Below are 16124 nucleotides of genomic sequence, written 5' to 3'. Positions count from 1 at the left end.
GGCCGCGGTCGTGTTTGACTCCGTAAAGATATGATTACGGCCCATAGCTAGCCCATAGCTGGGAGTCCTCAGTGGCCTAACGCCAGCTGAGCTAAAGCGTTGCCTGGGATCGCCGCTATTACGTTTATTACAAACGGCCACACGAAGGCATTCATGCGCGCCCTCCACTGGCCCGTCATTGTGCTCACCGATCCGGCGTGGATGACCGCCGCCGCTAGGCGTTCAAGGGCTTCCTGCAGGTCGAAGTCGCCAACAGCATCGTAGTTGTCGATACACCAATTCAGGTGCGCGATGACCTGCCTGACGTGCATTTTAAGCACGTTGTTGATCGATTGATCTTCATCGAGCAGGTCCTGAATTCCTTGAGCGTACGCCCGGATGTCGTCCAGACCACCGGGATTCAAAACCGGAACGAAATCCTCCAAGCGATCGGCGAGGTTCTCAAGATGGTCAAGGGCCGTCTGATCCATAGTGGCTGTGCCGTTCTGGGACCAGCCATGTGGATAGGCGAATACAAGGTCGCCCCAAGTCTGATAATGCCGACGGAAAACGGCCGTGTTTCGCCCGGCGACCGCCATCTGGTTGAGCAGCTCGTCGATCGAGTCGAGGTGGCGAACGGCGATCCGGTGTGCTGTCCACTCATGGCCGGGATTGTTCAATCCTCGGATCCCCGCCGGATTTTGTTGTGTGGAGCCCTTCCATGCCTGGAGTTGACTCAGCAAGAGTTGCGCAGGGTTCGCCACAATCCGCGATCGTAGAACCGCGTGAGACCGTGCGTGCGAAGTTCGGCGCTTTCAGCGGGCCACTAGGGCTCCCGTGACCACATTTTGCCCACAATTTTCGTGGGCACGGGTGATCTCAAGGCATCTCGATGTCACCTGACTCCGCCTACACTGGGTTGGACGTACGGTAATGCCACACGGTCGCGGAAGGGGTGATAGCGATGGCAGTCGAGATCGAACAGCGCGAAGATCAGCGCCGCGAGGCGGAGTACGTTGAGCAGCGGATCCTGCGCGACCCCGCCGGGTACTTTCGCGACGAAAGGGACCGCGTGAGCAGAGAAGTCGAGCAGGCTCTCGTCGAACACCCGACCGACTGAAGACTGGTAGGCGCGACGGTTCCGGCCGGCCGCCGAACAACGATTAGCCGCCCGTTCCCTGGCGCCGCCACACCGCGATCATGCTGTACACCATCGGCCACGGCGCGAAAACCGCCGAGGAACTCACCGCCGCGCTGCGCCGCCACGACATCACGCTGCTGGTCGACGTGCGCAGCTTCCCGGGCTCGCGGCGGAACCCCGACGTGTCGAAGCAGGCCATGCCGGACTGGCTCAACGCCGCCGGCATCGCCTACCGGCACGAGCCGGACCTCGGCGGGCGGCGCAAGCCGCCGAAGACCCCGATACCGCGCGACCAGTGGTGGGAGAACGCGTCGTTCGCCAACTACGCCGCGCACACCCGCACGCCCGAATTCCAGGAGGCGTACCGCCGGCTGCTCGACGACGCCGAGACCGCCAACGTGGCCGTGATGTGCGGGGAGCCGACCTGGTGGCGCTGCCACCGGCGCATGATCGCCGACCTGGCCAGCCGCGACGGCCGCGAAGTGCAGCACATCATGCCCAACGGCACGCTGTCGTTGCACCGACAGTCGGACTGGCTCGCCCAAGAGAAGGAATAGGCACACCCCGAACAACGGTTACGCTGTGAATCGTGGCGGCTAAGAAATGCGGAGCCCCACCTCGGTCGGACGGCTCGCCGAATCGCCCGGACTGCGTCGCCGCGGTGCGGGCCCAGACCCGTGACCGCAATCAGCACTACGCCGACAGCGCCGCCCGCCGGGCCCGAGCGCTCACGATCGCCTCGTGGCTGGCGGTGCTGGTCAGCGCCACGTTCATGGTCATGCAGGTCGTCACCGGAACCTGGACGTGGCAGATCAGCGGCGTCAACGCCGCCGCCATGGCGACGTTTGCGGCGGTCCCGTGGTTGCAGCGGTTCGGGGAATTGGTTGCGCCACTTACCTTTATCGGCGCGGCCTACGTCACGGTCTTCGCCACCGCCTGGGACACCGGCACCGGTTCGGGAGCCGAACTGTTCTTCCTCGTCGGGGCCTGTCTGGTGGTGCTGCTGCTGGGCATCGAACACATCGTGCTGGCCTCGGCGCTGGCGACCGTCGCGGCCGGCCTGATCATCGCGGTGGAGTTCCTGCTCCCGCGCGACACCGGGCTGCAGCCGGCCTGGGCCGTCTCGGCGGGCTTCGTCATCTCGACCGTCTCCAGCATCGTGGTGGTGGTCGTGACGGTGTGGTTCGCCCTGCGTGACACCGCGCGCGCCGAGGCGGTCATGGAAGCCCAGTACGACCGCTCCGAGGCGTTGCTGCAAAACATTTTGCCCGCCAGCATCGCCGAGCGGCTGAAGGAACCCGGCCACAGCGTCATCGCCGACAAATACGACGACGCCTCGGTGCTCTTCGCCGACATCGTCGGGTTCACCGAGCGGGCCAGCACCATGTCGCCCGCCTCCTTGGTGCGCGGCCTCGACCGCCTGTACGGCGCATTCGACGCGCTGGTCGACAAGCACGGGCTGGAAAAGATCAAGGTCAGCGGCGACTGCTACATGGTGGTCAGCGGGGTCCCGCGCCCGCGTCCCGATCACGCCCAGGCTTTGGCGGATTTCGCGCTCGACATGGCCAATGTCGCGGCGGGACTGAAGGATCCGGAGGGCCGGCCGGTGCCGCTGCGGGTGGGCATGGCCTGCGGGCCCGTGGTCGCCGGCGTGGTGGGCGCGCGCCGGTTCTTCTACGACGTGTGGGGCGACGCCGTCAACGTCGCCTCCCGGATGGAATCCACCGACTCGGCGGGACGCATCCAGGTGCCTGAGGCGATGTACGCACGCCTCAAGGACGAGTTCGTGCTGCAGGAGCGCGGCCGCATCGACGTCAAGGGAAAGGGCACGATGCGCACCTGGTACCTGATCGGCCGCAAGGCGCCCGAAGAGCCCGCCGACCTGCTCGCCGACGAACCCCGCACGGCGCGCGTCTGACCCGTGGCGCTAGCGAAACCGATCTACTACACTGTGTCGTAGTTTGCCATACTCGGGGAGATGACAGATGAATGTCGTCGACATTTCACGGTGGCAGTTCGGTATCACCACCGTCTACCACTTCGTCTTCGTGCCGCTGACCATCGGCCTGGCCCCGCTCATCGCGATCATGCAGACCGTGTGGGTGGCCACCGGCAACACCGCGTGGTATCGCCTCACCAAGTTCTTCGGCAAGTTGTTCTTGATCAACTTCGCCATCGGCGTGGCCACCGGCATCGTCCAGGAATTCCAGTTCGGGATGAACTGGTCGCACTACTCGAAGTTCGTCGGCGACATCTTCGGGGCACCGCTTGCGATGGAGGGCCTGGCCGCGTTCTTCTTCGAATCCACGTTCATCGGCCTGTGGATCTTCGGCTGGAGCCGGCTGCCGCGGCTGGTCCACCTGGCGTGCATCTGGATCGTCGCGATCGGGGTCAACGTTTCCGCGTTCTTCATCATCGCGGCGAACTCGTTCATGCAACACCCGGTCGGCGCCCACTATAACCCCGTCAGCGGCCGCGCCGAGCTGGACAGCATCATGGCGTTGCTCTCGAACAACACTGCGCAGGCGGCGTTTTCGCACGCGGTGGCGGGTTCGTTGCTGACCGCCGGGACGTTCGTCGCCGCGGTCAGCGCGTGGTCGCTGGTGCGTTCGCGCACTGATCCGCGCACCCTGTTTCGCCCGGCGGCCATCCTGGGGTGCTGGGTCGCGCTGCTCGCCGCCGTCGGCCTGTTCTTCACCGGCGACCGGCAGGGCAAGCTGATGTTCATTCAGCAGCCGATGAAGATGGCGTCGGCGGAATCGTTGTGCGACTCCCAAACCGATCCGCAGTTCTCCATCCTGACGATCGGCCGGCAGAACAACTGCGACGCCCTCACCCGCGTGATCGAGGTGCCCTACGTGCTGCCGTATCTCGCCGAGGGCCGATTCAGCGACGTCACCCTGCAGGGTGTGCGCAACATTCAGCAGGACTACCAGCACCGATTCGGGCCGAACGACTACCGGCCCAACCTTTTCGTCACGTACTGGTCGTTCCGCGCGATGATCGGGCTGATGGCGGTCCCGGTGCTGTTCGCGCTGGCGACGTTGTGGCTGACCCGCGGTGGCCGCCTGCCCCGCCGGCGCTGGTTCGCGTGGTTCGCGCTGCTGACCATCCCGACCCCGTTCCTGGCGAACAGCGCCGGCTGGATATTCACCGAAATGGGGCGCCAGCCCTGGATCGTCGTGCCCAACCCGACCGGCGACCAGCAGGTGCGCCTGACCGTCGCCCAGGGCGTCTCCGACCACGCCCCCGCGATGGTCGTCACCTCGCTGGTGACGTTCACCCTGACGTACGCGGTGCTCGCGGTCGTCTGGGTCTTCCTGCTCAGGCGCTACATCGTCGAAGGACCGCAGGAGCACGACGCGGAACCGGCGCCGCCCAACGCGCCCGGCGACGACGAGGTCGCGCCCTTGTCCTTCGCGTACTAGGGCGCCGACCCGGAAAGGAGCTGACCCGTGGGACTGCAGGAGTTGTGGTTCGGCCTCATCGGCGTGCTGTTCTTCGGGTTCTTCATCCTGGAGGGCTTCGACTTCGGCGTGGGCATGCTGATGGAGCCCCTGGCGCGCTTCAGCCGTTCCGGCACCGGCGATCCGGAGCTGCACCGCCGCACCGCGCTCAACACGATCGGGCCGGTCTGGGACGGCAACGAGGTCTGGCTGATCACCGGCGGCGCGGCGATGTTCGCCGCGTTCCCCGGCTGGTACGCCACCGTGTTCTCGACGCTGTACCTGCCGCTGCTGGCGATCCTGTTCGGGATGATCCTGCGCGCCGTCGCGATCGAGTGGCGCGGCAAGATCGACGACACGAAGTGGCGCGGCTGGGCCGATTTCGGGATCGCGGCCGGCTCGTGGCTGCCCGCCGTGCTGTGGGGCGTCGCGTTCGCCATCCTGGTGCGCGGCCTGCCGGTCGACGCCGCCGGCCGCATCCACCTGTCGATCACCGACGTGCTCAACCCCTACACCGTGCTGGGCGGGCTGGCCACCGCCGGGCTGTTCCTGCTCTACGGCGCGGTGTTCGTCGCGTTGAAGACCTCCGGCACGATCCGCGACGACGCGCACCGGTTCGCGGTGTGGTTGTCGCTTCCGGTGACGGGACTGGTTGCGGGATTTGGGCTTTGGACGCAGCTGGCGCACGGCAAGGCCTGGACGTGGGTCGCGCTGGGCGTCGCGGTGGTCGCGCAGCTGGCGGCGGTGCTTTCGGTCTGGCGGCGCACCTCGGACGGCTGGGCATTCGCGTGCACGGCGGTGGTGGTCGCCGCGGTCGTCGTCCTGCTGTTCGGCGCGTTGTACCCCAACCTGGTGCCGTCCACGCTGAACGACGCGTGGAGCGTGACGATCTACAACGCCTCGTCGACCCCCTACACGCTGAAGATCATGACCTGGGTGACGGCGATCATGGCCCCGCTGACGGTCGCATACCAGGCGTGGACGTATTGGGTGTTCCGGCAGCGGATCTCGTCCGAACGGATACCGCCGCCGATCGGCCTCGCGCGGCGGGCGTCCTGACCGCCAAGGAGTCCCGCGCGCCGCTGGACCCGCGACTGTGGCGGGCATCGGCCGCGTTACGGCGCTACCTGGGCGCCGTGGTGGGCTGCGGGGTCGTGATCTCCGCCTGTGCGATCGGGGCGGCGATCGTGCTGGCGGACATCGTCGCGGGGCTGGTCGGCGGTCCGCCGCGCGCATGGGTGGGCCCGCTGTCACTCCTGGTGGGGCTGTGGGCCGTTCGCACCGTGGCGCACTGGCTGCAGGCCCGCCTGGGCCAGCGCGGGGCCAGCGCGGTCATCGCCGACCTCAACGGCCAGGTGCTGGCCGCGGTCACCGCGCGCGACCCGAGAACGCTTGCCGCACAGCGGGCCGCCGCCGCGGTGGTGGTCACCCGCGGCCTGGACGGGCTGCGCCCCTACTTCACCGGATACCTGCCCACGCTGCTGCTCGCCGCGATCCTCACCCCGGCGACGGTCGCGGTGATCGCGTTCTACGACCTGAAATCGGTGGCGGTCGTGGCGATCACGCTGCCGCTGATCCCGGTCTTCATGGTGTTGATCGGGCTGGCGACGGCTGAACGGTCGGCGGCCGCGCTGGAAGCCATGACGACCCTGCAGGCCCGGCTGCTGGACCTGATCGCCGGGATCCCGACGCTGCGGGCGTTGGGACGTGGCCGGGGTCCCGAGCGCCGGATCGCCGAACTGGCCACCGCGCACCGGCGTTCGGCGATGGCCACGCTGCGGATCGCGTTCCTGTCGGCGCTGGTGCTCGAATTGCTGGCCACGCTGGGCGTGGCGCTGATCGCGGTCGGCATCGGGCTGCGCCTGGTGTTCGGCGAGATGACCCTGACCGCCGGGCTGACCGTGCTGCTGCTGGCGCCCGACGTGTACTGGCCGCTGCGCCGCATCGGCGTGGAATTCCATGCCGCCCAGGACGGCAGGACCGCCGCCGACAAGGCGTTCGCCCTCATCGGCGAGCCGGCCGCCCCCGCGGCGCGAACCCGGGCGGTGAACGCGCGCGGCGAGCAGATCCGCGTCGAAGACCTCAGCGTGGCGGGCCGCGACGGTGCTGCGCCGCGCGGCCTTAATGTCGTGATCGACCCCGGACGGGCGACGGTGCTGACCGGACGCAACGGCGCCGGCAAGAGCACCACGCTGCAGGCGATCACCGGGCTCGCCGCGGCGTCGTCGGGGCGGGTCACCGTCGGCGGCGTCGACGTCGCCGGCCTCGACCCCGCCGCGTGGTGGCGACAGCTGTCGTGGCTGCCACAGCGCCCGGTGCTGGTCCCCGGCACCGTGCGCGACAACCTTTTGCTACTGGGCCCGCTGGACGACCTCCAGGGCGCCTGCGCCGCATCGGGTTTCGACGAGGTGCTGGCCGAGCTGCCCGACGGGATGGACACCGTGCTCGGGCGCGGCGGCGTCGGGCTGTCCCTGGGCCAGCGCCAGCGGCTGGGCCTGGCCCGCGCGCTGGGCTCGACGGCGCCCGTGCTGTTGCTCGACGAGCCGACCGCGCACCTGGACGCGCGCACCGAGGAGCGGGTCCTGCGGGCCATCGTCGAGCGGGCCCACGCCGGCGCGACGGTGGTGGTCGTCGGCCACCGCGAGCCCGTCGTCGCCATCGGTGACCGCGTGGTCGATGTCGGGGTGTGCCATGCGCCGGTCTGACCTCGCGGCCATGGGTCTGTTGCGTCCGCGGCTGCCCCGGGTTTTGGGCGCCGTCGCGCTGGGCGTGCTGTCGCTGGGCAGCGCCCTTGCCCTGGCGGGGTTTTCGGCGTGGCTGATCACGCGGGCCTGGCAGATGCCGCCCGTGCTGGACCTGTCCGTCGCGGTCGTCGCGGTGCGCGCGTTCGCGATATCCCGGGGCGTGCTGCACTACTGCGAACGGCTGGCCACCCACGACACCGCGCTGCGTGCGGCCGGCGCCGCCCGGGCCGAGATCTATCGCCGGCTGGCGCGTGGGTCGGCGAGCGCCGCCGTGCGCCTGCCGGGCGGCGAGCTGGTGGCGCGGGTCGGTGCCGACGTCGACGAGCTGGCCAACGTGCTGGTGCGCGCCGTGGTGCCGATCGGGGTCGCGGTGGTGCTGGGGCTGGCCGCGACCGCGGCGGTGGCGGTCATCTCGCTGCCGGCCGCCGCAGTGCTGGCGGGCTGCCTGCTGGTCGCCGGCTTGGCCGCCCCCCTGCTCGCCGGCCGGGCGGCCGCGGCGCAGGAAGAGGTTGCCCGACACCACCATTCCGGCCGCGACACGTCGGCGATAGTAGCGCTCGAACACGCGCCGGAGCTGCGCGTCGCCGGCGCGCTACCCGGTGTCATCGCCGATTCGCGACGCCGCCACCACGACTGGGCCCGCGCCCTCGACGCCGCCGCGCGACCGGCGGCCATAGCCGAGGCGATGCCGACCGCGGCGATCGGTGCCAGCGTGCTGGGCGCGGTGGCGGCCGGGATCGGGTTGGCGCACGCGGTCGCACCCACCACGCTGGCCATCCTGATGTTGTTGCCGTTGTCGGCCTTCGAGGCCACGACGCCGCTGCCGGCCGCCGCGGTTCAGTTGACACGCTCGCGCATCGCCGCGCGCCGCCTGCTCGACCTGGCGCCGCCGGAGGCCCCGAGCGGGCCGCGCGAACCGGTGCCCGCCGGCGTGCTGTCGGCCGATGTCACGTCCGGTCACCCCGGCGCCGCGCGGCCGACCCGGGTGACGCTCGACCTGCCGCCCGGCGCCCGCCTGGCCGTCACCGGCGCCAGCGGTTCCGGCAAGACGACGCTGTTGATGACGCTCGCGGGGCTGATGCCCCCGCTGGACGGGCGCGTGACGCTGGGCGGGACCGACGTCCGTCGTTTCGACGACGACGAATTGCACCGGAGCGTCAGCTTTTTCGCCGAGGACGCGCACGTCTTCGCCACCACGGTCCGCGACAACCTGCTGGTCGCCCGAGGCGATTGCCCGGACGACGAGCTGACGGCCGCGCTGCAGGCGGTCGGCCTGGGCGGGTGGCTGGCCGGCCTGCCCGACGGCCTGTCGACGGTGTTAACCGGTGGCGCGCAGGCGGTCTCGGCGGGACAGCGCAGGAGGCTGTTGCTGGCTCGGGCGGTGATCTCCCCCGCCCGCGTCGTGCTGCTCGACGAGCCCACCGAGCACCTCGACTCGGCCGACGCCGAACGGGTGCTATGGGATCTGCTGGGACCGGACTCCGCGCTGATGTCCGCGCAACGGACCGTCGTCGTCGCTACTCACCACCTGCCCAACGGAATTGGGTGTCGCGAGCTGGCGCTCACAGGTGTCGCCGGCGCGGCATGAACTCCAGCGTCAACAGCACGAGCGCCAACGGAACCAGCTGGGTCATCGAGATCAGCGCGTAGCGGCGGGCGTCCAGCGCATGGAACTTGCGGACGTACCGGTACAGCGACTCCAGCGCGATCAGCGGGTCGAGGATGTGGATCAACCGGTAGAACACGCGCTGCGTCCAGCCGCGGTTCTTGTCGTCGAAGATCTCGGGGAACGCCGCGAACGACAGCGATACCCGCTGCGCCCCAGTCTCTTTGGCGGTCATGATCATGTCGACGCTGAGTCGTTCGTCGATGCCGTTGGGCGCCCCGCGGCGCCGCCACGGAATGTCGAGGGTGATGTCGCTGCCGCCGCCGGCGGTCGCGTAGCGGTGGAAGCCCTGCACGCGCCCGTCGGCGTCCCGGGCGATGATGAGCTTGATTCCGGGGAACCGGCCCTCGAGCACGCCGTCGAGGTTCATGTAGAAGCCGCGGTCGTGGTGCGCGCCGCTGGGGGACGCACGCACCACGTCGGTCAGCTCCGCGAGCAGCTTGTCGTCGAGTTCCTGTTCGGCCACGATCTCGGTGGTGATCCCGCAGTTGTGGGTGCGCTTGACGGCCTGGCGCAGGTTGCGGAACTTGCGGCCCACCATCTCGAAGCTCGGCGCGTCGACGACGACGTCGCGGCCGATCGGGACGGCGCGCAGCGACCGCCCGATCACCGCCGGGTCGCTCCACAGCTCGATTCGCCGCTCGCTGCACCCCACCACCGCGATCCGCCAGCCGTGGGCGTGGCACATGGCGGCGAAGTCGGCGACCAACTCGGGGAACTTGTCCTCGTCGCCGACCGGGTCGGCGCCCACCACGGCAAACCCCAGCCGGGTCCGGTACGCCAGCGCGGCCCGGCCGTCGGCGGTGAAGTGGTAGCACTTGCCGGTTTGCATGGCGAACGGCGCCAGCGCGTCGTCACAGGTAGCGTCGATCAGCGCCCAGATCCGGGGCAAGTCCGCGGGTCGCGGGCGCGACGAGGTGGGCCACATCAGGACCAACCCCGAGCCGGCGATCAGCAAATCGCCGAGCAGGTCGAAGGACAGCACGTGCGAGCCGAGCCCCGCCAGCACGAAGAAGGCGGCGGCGACGGCGTGCAGGGCCGTCACCGGGCGGCCCAGGAAGATGCCCCGGGCGATAAAAGCCACCGCCCCCAGGATCGCCAGCGACCAGCCCAGCCGGTCGCTGTAGTGCCACGCCGGCTGGTGGTGGTAGCGGGCCAGGATGGCGACGAGCCAGCCCGCCGCGCAGACCAGGGCCAGGGCGCCGATCCAGCGGGCGGCCAGCGAATCGACGTGGACGACAACGCGTTCGCGCGCGCGGGGTTTGGTTGCGACGTCGACCGGTGTGCCGTTCACTTATCACCTCCCGATGCGCTGACAAAGCAGCTGGGCGACGTGTGTCGCCTCTGCACCGAATACCCGGCTGGATAGCAATTTACGCCGATCGCGGGCACGCTCGGCCGAAATCGGGCGCTTGTCCTGCGAGTATCCCGTCGATTCCTTATCGGCCGGAGGACGGAAAATATAACAACACGCCCTCCTGCACCACCGTGGCGACGATCTGCCCCGAGCCGTCGAAGAAGTGCCCGGTGCCCAGGCCGCGCGAATCCGCGGCCACCGGCGACGACGTGGAGTACAGCACCCAGTCGTTGAAGTTGACCTGCCGGTGAAACCACACGGAATGGTTCGCGGACGCGGCGAAGATCCGGTCGAACCCCCACGACAGCCCATGGGTGGTGATGACCGAGTCCAGCACCGTGGTGTCCGAGGAGTACACCATGGCCGCGGTGTGCAGCACCGGGTCGTTCGGGATCGCGCCGAGCGCCTTCATCCAGACCCGGTTATGCGGCAGCTTCTCGCCCTTGTCGCGCATCACCCACGACGGATCGTTGGTGAAGCGCCATTCGATGGGCTGCAGCGCGTTGACGAAGTGCGGGACGGTCTGCTCGTAGCCGCGCAACAACTCCGGGAGCGGCGGCTGCGTGTGCGGCCGGGCCACCTGCGGCGGGTCGACGGCGTGTTCGAGGCCGGGACCGCCGGACATGTACGAGATCAGCGCCGAGGACAACACCGTGCCGTCCTGCACGGCGTCGACGCGCCGGTTGGCGAAGCGACGCTCGTCGCGCAGCGCCACCACATGGAATTCGATGTCCTTGCCGGTGTCTCCCCCGTTGATGAAGTGCACGGATAGCGAGCTGGGCGGGAGTTCGTCCGTCTTCAGCGTGCGGCTGCTGGCGACGAGGGATTGCGCCATGAGCTGGCCGCCGAAAGTGCGCATGGGGTTCTTGCTGGGATGCGTACCGACGAAACGATGCTCGGCGACGCGCTTGACGTCGAGTATCGCCAGCAGTTGCTCGAAGTCGGACGTGGTTGTCGTCACGGCTAGACGTCGTCCTCCCCAATCCGGTGCACGTGGATCAAATTAGTGGATCCTACGGTGCCCGGCGGGGCGCCGGCGACGATGACCACCAGGTCGCCGCGCTTGTAGCGACCTAGTTCCAGCAGCGACTTGTCCACCTGGCGGATCATGCCGTCGGTGGAGGTCATCATCGGGACGATGAACGTCTCGGTGCCCCAGGTCATGGCGAGTTGGCTGCGCACCTCGGGCCACGCCGTGAAGGCGAGCAGCGGCAGCGGGGTGTGCAGGCGCGCCAGTCGCTTGACGGTGTCGCCGGACTGGGTGAACGCCACCAGCGCCTTGGCGTCGAGGCGCTCGCCGATGTCGCGGGCGGCATACGAGATCACGCCGCGCTTGGTGCGCGGCACGTGCGTCAGCGGCGGGGCGGCCGTGGAATTCTCCTCGACCGCGCAGATGATGCGCGACATCGTGCGGACCGCCGCCATCGGGTGCTTGCCGATCGAGGTCTCCCCCGAGAGCATCAGCGCGTCGGCGCCGTCGAGCACGGCGTTGGCGACGTCGGACGCCTCGGCGCGGGTGGGGCGCGAGTTTTCGATCATCGAGTCGAGCATCTGGGTCGCCACGATGACGGGTTTGGCGTTCTCCCTGGCGATTTGGATCGCCCGCTTCTGCACCAGCGGGACCTCTTCGAGCGGCAGTTCGACGCCGAGGTCGCCGCGCGCGACCATGATGGCGTCGAAGGCCAGCACGATCGCCTCAAGGTTGTCGACGGCTTCGGGCTTTTCGAGCTTGGCGATCACCGGCACCCGCCGACCGATGCGGTCCATCACCTCGTGGACGAGTTCGACGTCGGACGGCGAGCGAACGAACGACAGCGCGACCAGGTCGACGCCGAGGTTCAGCGCGAAGGTCAGGTCTTCGATGTCCTTGTCCGACAACGCGGGCGCGGACACGTTCATCCCGGGCAGCGACATGCCCTTGTTGTTGCTGACCGGGCCGCCCTCGACGACCGTGCACACCACGTCGTCGCCGTCGATGGCGTCGATCACCAGGCTGACGTTGCCGTCGTCGACCAGGACGCGGTCGCCGACCACGGCGTCCTTGGCCAGCCTCTTGTAGGTGGTCGAGACGCGGTCGTGGCTGCCTTCGCAGTCGGCGACGGTGATCCGCACCGTTTCCCCGTCGGCCCAGAACGTGGGCCCCGTGGCGAAGCGGCCCAGCCTGATCTTGGGGCCCTGCAGGTCGGCCAGCACACCGACCGCGCGGCCGGTGGTGTCGGAGGCGGCCCGCACCCGGTCGTAGGCGGCCTTGTGGTCGGCGTAGTCGCCGTGGCTGAAGTTCATTCGAGCGACGTCCATTCCGGCCTCAACCAGCGCCAGGATCAGCTCGTCGGAATTAGTCGCAGGGCCGAGGGTGCAGACGATCTTCCCGCGTCTACTCACGGCGAACCAGCATAGTCGCGCGCGGCGGGGGCCTGTTATCCACCGAGGACGGTCGGAACCAGCGGAAAACCGCCGAGATTGCGCACCACGGTCCAGCCGATGGTGAGGAGCACGATCGTCACCGTTGCCGGTATCGGCATCGGCGGGCGGCCGCGCCGGAGCCTGAACAGGATCCATGCGGCCAGGATCGGGATCCCGATCAGCAGGAAGATGTTGTCGTTGATGGCGGCCGCGAGGTCACCGTGGATGAGGTCGTGTGTCATCCGCAGCCCGCCGCAGAAGGGACAGTTCCAGCCGGTGAGCCATTTGAACGGACACAGCGGATAAACCGAGTGCGTGTCGTGCGGGTCGACCAGGCCGACGTAGCCGAGCGCGCCGGCCAGCAACGCGCCGGTGCCCGCCGCGAGGTAGGCGCGGTGGCGATGCGGACGGTGTTGCGGCGGCGCGTTGCCGTTCCACGGCCGGTCAGTCACGTTTTTCAGCATGCCAGATCCGCGGCTACGTGTCGCCCGTCTCCGGCCCTCCCGCGCGGCCGTATGGCTTCGACGCCGCCACAAGGTGTTTCGGCCTAACCTGATCGTTTCAGCTTTGCGTTGCATTGCTCGCACTCGAAGCTCGATAAGCTCGCCGGCACCGCCTGTACATGTTGGCAGTGGTGACACCTGACCTTTGTGGGCTCGGCGGAATCCGCGCCCTGAGGCGGTGCGTCTTCCTCGTTGCTCGTGCGCCGACGGACGAGCCAGATCACGCCAAGAACCACGGCAAGGACCAAGAGCAGCCAACCGGCCGCCGCCGGGCCATTTTGAGCAAAAACACGTCCCAAGAACGCGAGAAGCTTTGCGATACCCGCAATAGCGGGGCCTACGTCCGCCGCGTAGTACTTCACATTCTGCTCCAGTCCTCGCGGGCAATCCGGGAACCATTTTCGCACCGCGCGAGCCGTCGCGGGCGGAGACTCAACAACCTATATACGCTGCCGGGGGGCGGCGCCGCTGGACACCCACGCCGAATCCCGAGGAGATCCCCGATGCGCACCGAGGTCACATTCCGCTCCGGCGACGATTGGTGCGCCGGCTGGCTGTACCGGCCCGAGGGCTTTGGACAAGAGCGGCCGCTCATGGTTATGGCGCACGGCTTCAGCGCGACCAAGGAACTGCGCCTTCCCGCTTACGCCGAGCGCTTCTGCGCGGCCGGGATCGGGGTGCTGCTCTTCGATTACCGCCACTTCGGCGCGAGCGGCGGCGAGCCCCGCCAGTTGATCGACATCCCCCGCCAGCACACTGACTTCCGTAGCGCGCTGGCCTACGCACGCGATCTCGACTGGGTCGATCCAGCGCGCGTCGGCCTGTTCGGCAGCTCGTTCTCCGGCGGCCACGTGCTGGCCGTCGGGGCGGCGGACGGGCGGGTCGCGGCGATCGTCTCGCAGTGCCCGTTCACCGACGGCCTCGCGACCCTCCGCGCGCTTGGGCTGAAGACGGTCATGCAGGCCACTGTCGCCGGGTTGCGCGATCAGCTCACCGCACTGCGTCGCGGCGAGCCTTATTACATCCCCGCCGCAGCGCCCCCCGGCAGCATCGGCGTGATGAACACCGACGATTCGCTGTCCGGCATGACCACTATCGCCGAGCAGTCGGTCGACGCGCAGTGGGACAACCGCGTCGCCGCCCGGATCATGCTGCGGGCCGGGATGTACCGCCCGGGACTCAAGGCAGCGAAGCTCCCCTGCCCGGCGCTGTTCTGCATCACCGACAAGGACTCGCTCGCGCCGGCTCAACAGACCGCCAAGCTGGCCGCGCGCGGGCCGCGAAACGAGATCAAGCACTACCCGATCGGCCACTTCGACATCTACGTAGGTGAGGACTGGGAGCGAGCGGTCGCCGATCAGACTGATTTTCTCGTCCGCACGCTGAAGCCTTAACGCGACTCCCCTGACGTCAGCGGTTACGGGTCGTCGTCGTCTTCGTTGTCGGTGAAGCGTTCGGGGTGGTGGTAGGCGTTGGTCCTGGGCTGTCCGTGATCCAGGTGTGCGGGTGGGATCCATTCGGTTTGGCCGTGGGCGTTGGTGCGGGTGGTCCAGCCTTGTTCGGCGAGTCGGTTGTCGGGGCCGCAGGCCAGGGTGAGGTCGTCGATATCGGTGCGGTGGGTTGTCTGCCAGCCTTTGAGGTGGTGGACCTGGCTGTGGTAGGCCGGGGCGGTGCAGCCCGGTTTGGTGCACCCGCGATCTTTGGCGTACAACATGATTCGTTGCGCCGGGCTGGCCAGGCGTTGGGTGTGATACAGCGCCAGCGGCTTGCCGTCATGGAAAATCGCCAGATAGTGACGGGCGTGGGAGGCCATGCGGATCACGTCGGCCATCGGCAGCAGGCTCCCGCCGGCGGTCAGGGCCTTGCCGGCGGCGGCCTCCAGCTCGCGCAGCGAGGCGATGGCCACAATCCCCACCGGTAGCCCGTTATGGCTGCCCAGCTTCCCGGAGGCGAACAGGGCGCGCAGCGCGGCCACAAACGCGTCGTGGTTGCGCTGGGCGGTGCTGCGGGTGTCGCGGCGCACCGCCTCGTCGTCGGGGGTGTCGTCGACGACGGGGGTGTCGTCCTCGGGGTTGCAGGCGCCGGGGGCGGCCAGCTTGGCCAACATGGCCTCGATGGCCGCGCGCAGCTCCGGGGTGACCAGCCCGCTGATGCGTGACATGCCGTCGAATTCCTGCTTGCCGAAGACGATGCCGCGGCGGCGGGCGCGCTCGCGGTCGCTGAAGTCGCCGTCGGGGTGGATCCAGTCCATGATTCGCTGGGCGTATTGGGCCACCTCGTCGGGCCGGTACTGGGTGGCCTTGCCGGCTAAATCCTTCTCGGCGGCCTCGCGCAGCGCCACGTCCACCTCGTCGGGCAGATGGGCGAAGAAACTGCGGATCACCTTCACATGCCCATCGCCGATCAATCCCTGGCGTTGGGCGGCCGCGGTCGCGGCAAGCCGCGGCGCCAACGGCTGACCGGTCAGCGCGCGGCGCTGGCCGAGATCCTCGGCCTCGGCGAGGCGCCGAGAGGCCTCGGCCTTGGTGATGCGCAACCCGTCGGCCAGCGCGGTGCGCAGGCTGCCACCCAACTCGGCGGGGCCGGCCTGGGCGTCAAGCTCGTTGATCAGCGTGTGCTGGGGGGAGCGCAGCCGCCGCGCGGCGCGCTCCAGGCGCTGCAGCACCCGCAACCGCTCCGGGGTGGTGAGCACATCGAAGGACAACGCGCCCACCCGGTCCAGGCCAGCGTCGAGCGCGTCGAAGGCTTCGACGATCTCCTCACGACTGCTGCAACCCATGCCCCCGACACTACGAACCACCACCGACAAGAAACCCCCGAATGTGACCACAGAAACCAAAGTGACACAAGGGATTACAGAAAATCGGCGCGTGACGCTTCTCAAG

General features: G+C 68.7%; 12 protein-coding genes and 2 pseudogenes. 8 read left to right on the top strand and 6 right to left on the bottom strand.

Annotation, left to right across the window (positions count from 1 at the left end; all coding sequences use genetic code 11):
* Window positions 1-68: 68 nt before the first annotated feature.
* A complete protein-coding gene (locus tag AC5Y4Z_RS02715) occupies window positions 69-743 on the bottom strand; it encodes a hypothetical protein (RefSeq protein ID WP_499960714.1) in 675 nt (224 codons plus the stop codon).
* A 200-nt stretch (window positions 744-943) separates the two neighbouring features.
* On the opposite strand from AC5Y4Z_RS02715, the gene AC5Y4Z_RS02710 reads away from it, so the two are divergent.
* The 7 genes and pseudogenes from AC5Y4Z_RS02710 to cydC all read left to right on the top strand — a co-directional run bounded on the left by AC5Y4Z_RS02710 (window position 944) and on the right by cydC (window position 8960).
* Window positions 944-1099, top strand: a complete 156-nt coding sequence (locus tag AC5Y4Z_RS02710) for a hypothetical protein (protein ID WP_499960713.1) — start codon at window positions 944-946, stop codon at window positions 1097-1099.
* Window positions 1100-1179: 80 nt separating this feature from the next.
* On the top strand, window positions 1180-1677 hold the full coding sequence (locus AC5Y4Z_RS02705) for a DUF488 domain-containing protein (protein ID WP_499960711.1): 498 nt from the start codon (window positions 1180-1182) through the stop codon (window positions 1675-1677).
* A 32-nt stretch (window positions 1678-1709) separates the two neighbouring features.
* Complete coding sequence (locus AC5Y4Z_RS02700; RefSeq protein WP_499960710.1) at window positions 1710-3038, top strand: adenylate/guanylate cyclase domain-containing protein; 1329 nt, start codon at window positions 1710-1712, stop codon at window positions 3036-3038.
* A 67-nt stretch (window positions 3039-3105) separates the two neighbouring features.
* Window positions 3106-4548 (top strand): cytochrome ubiquinol oxidase subunit I, encoded by a 1443-nt coding sequence (locus tag AC5Y4Z_RS02695; protein ID WP_499960708.1) that lies wholly within the window; start codon window positions 3106-3108, stop codon window positions 4546-4548.
* Window positions 4549-4575: 27 nt separating this feature from the next.
* On the top strand, window positions 4576-5625 hold the full coding sequence (cydB, locus tag AC5Y4Z_RS02690) for a cytochrome d ubiquinol oxidase subunit II (protein WP_499960706.1): 1050 nt from the start codon (window positions 4576-4578) through the stop codon (window positions 5623-5625).
* A gap of 68 nt (window positions 5626-5693) precedes the next feature.
* Complete coding sequence (gene cydD / locus AC5Y4Z_RS02685) at window positions 5694-7271, top strand: thiol reductant ABC exporter subunit CydD (protein WP_499960927.1); 1578 nt, start codon at window positions 5694-5696, stop codon at window positions 7269-7271.
* Window positions 7243-8960 (top strand): annotated as a pseudogene (cydC, locus tag AC5Y4Z_RS02680) (thiol reductant ABC exporter subunit CydC). Before cydD ends, cydC begins: the two are co-directional and overlap by 29 nt.
* A 50-nt stretch (window positions 8961-9010) precedes the next feature.
* On the opposite strand, the pseudogene AC5Y4Z_RS02675 reads toward cydC, so the two are convergent.
* The 4 genes and pseudogenes from AC5Y4Z_RS02675 to AC5Y4Z_RS02660 form a co-directional block, all read right to left on the bottom strand.
* Window positions 9011-9808, bottom strand: a pseudogene (locus tag AC5Y4Z_RS02675) (bifunctional lysylphosphatidylglycerol flippase/synthetase MprF); the annotation flags it as partial.
* A gap of 607 nt (window positions 9809-10415) precedes the next feature.
* Window positions 10416-11294 carry an acyl-CoA thioesterase II gene (locus tag AC5Y4Z_RS02670; protein ID WP_499960705.1) on the bottom strand — a complete coding sequence of 293 codons (879 nt, stop codon included), beginning with the start codon at window positions 11292-11294 and terminating at the stop codon, window positions 10416-10418.
* Between the two features lie 2 nt (window positions 11295-11296).
* Window positions 11297-12715 (bottom strand): pyruvate kinase, encoded by a 1419-nt coding sequence (gene pyk / locus AC5Y4Z_RS02665; protein ID WP_499960704.1) that lies wholly within the window; start codon window positions 12713-12715, stop codon window positions 11297-11299.
* Between the two features lie 35 nt (window positions 12716-12750).
* A complete protein-coding gene (locus tag AC5Y4Z_RS02660) occupies window positions 12751-13188 on the bottom strand; it encodes a DUF2752 domain-containing protein (RefSeq protein WP_499960702.1) in 438 nt (145 codons plus the stop codon).
* 554 nt (window positions 13189-13742) lie between these two features.
* On the opposite strand from AC5Y4Z_RS02660, the gene AC5Y4Z_RS02655 reads away from it, so the two are divergent.
* Window positions 13743-14633: an alpha/beta hydrolase gene (locus AC5Y4Z_RS02655; RefSeq protein WP_499960701.1), complete on the top strand. Its 891-nt coding sequence runs from the start codon at window positions 13743-13745 to the stop codon at window positions 14631-14633.
* Window positions 14634-14656: 23 nt separating this feature from the next.
* Here the strand turns inward: AC5Y4Z_RS02655 and AC5Y4Z_RS02650 are convergent, their stop codons facing one another.
* Complete coding sequence (locus AC5Y4Z_RS02650) at window positions 14657-16018, bottom strand: HNH endonuclease signature motif containing protein (RefSeq protein WP_499960699.1); 1362 nt, start codon at window positions 16016-16018, stop codon at window positions 14657-14659.
* Between the last annotated feature and the right edge of the window lie 106 nt (window positions 16019-16124).

It is taken from the genome of Mycobacterium sp. NGS63 (assembly GCF_059812295.1).
Note: the sequence above shows the minus strand (reverse complement) of the source record. Positions and strands in the feature narration are given on the sequence as shown.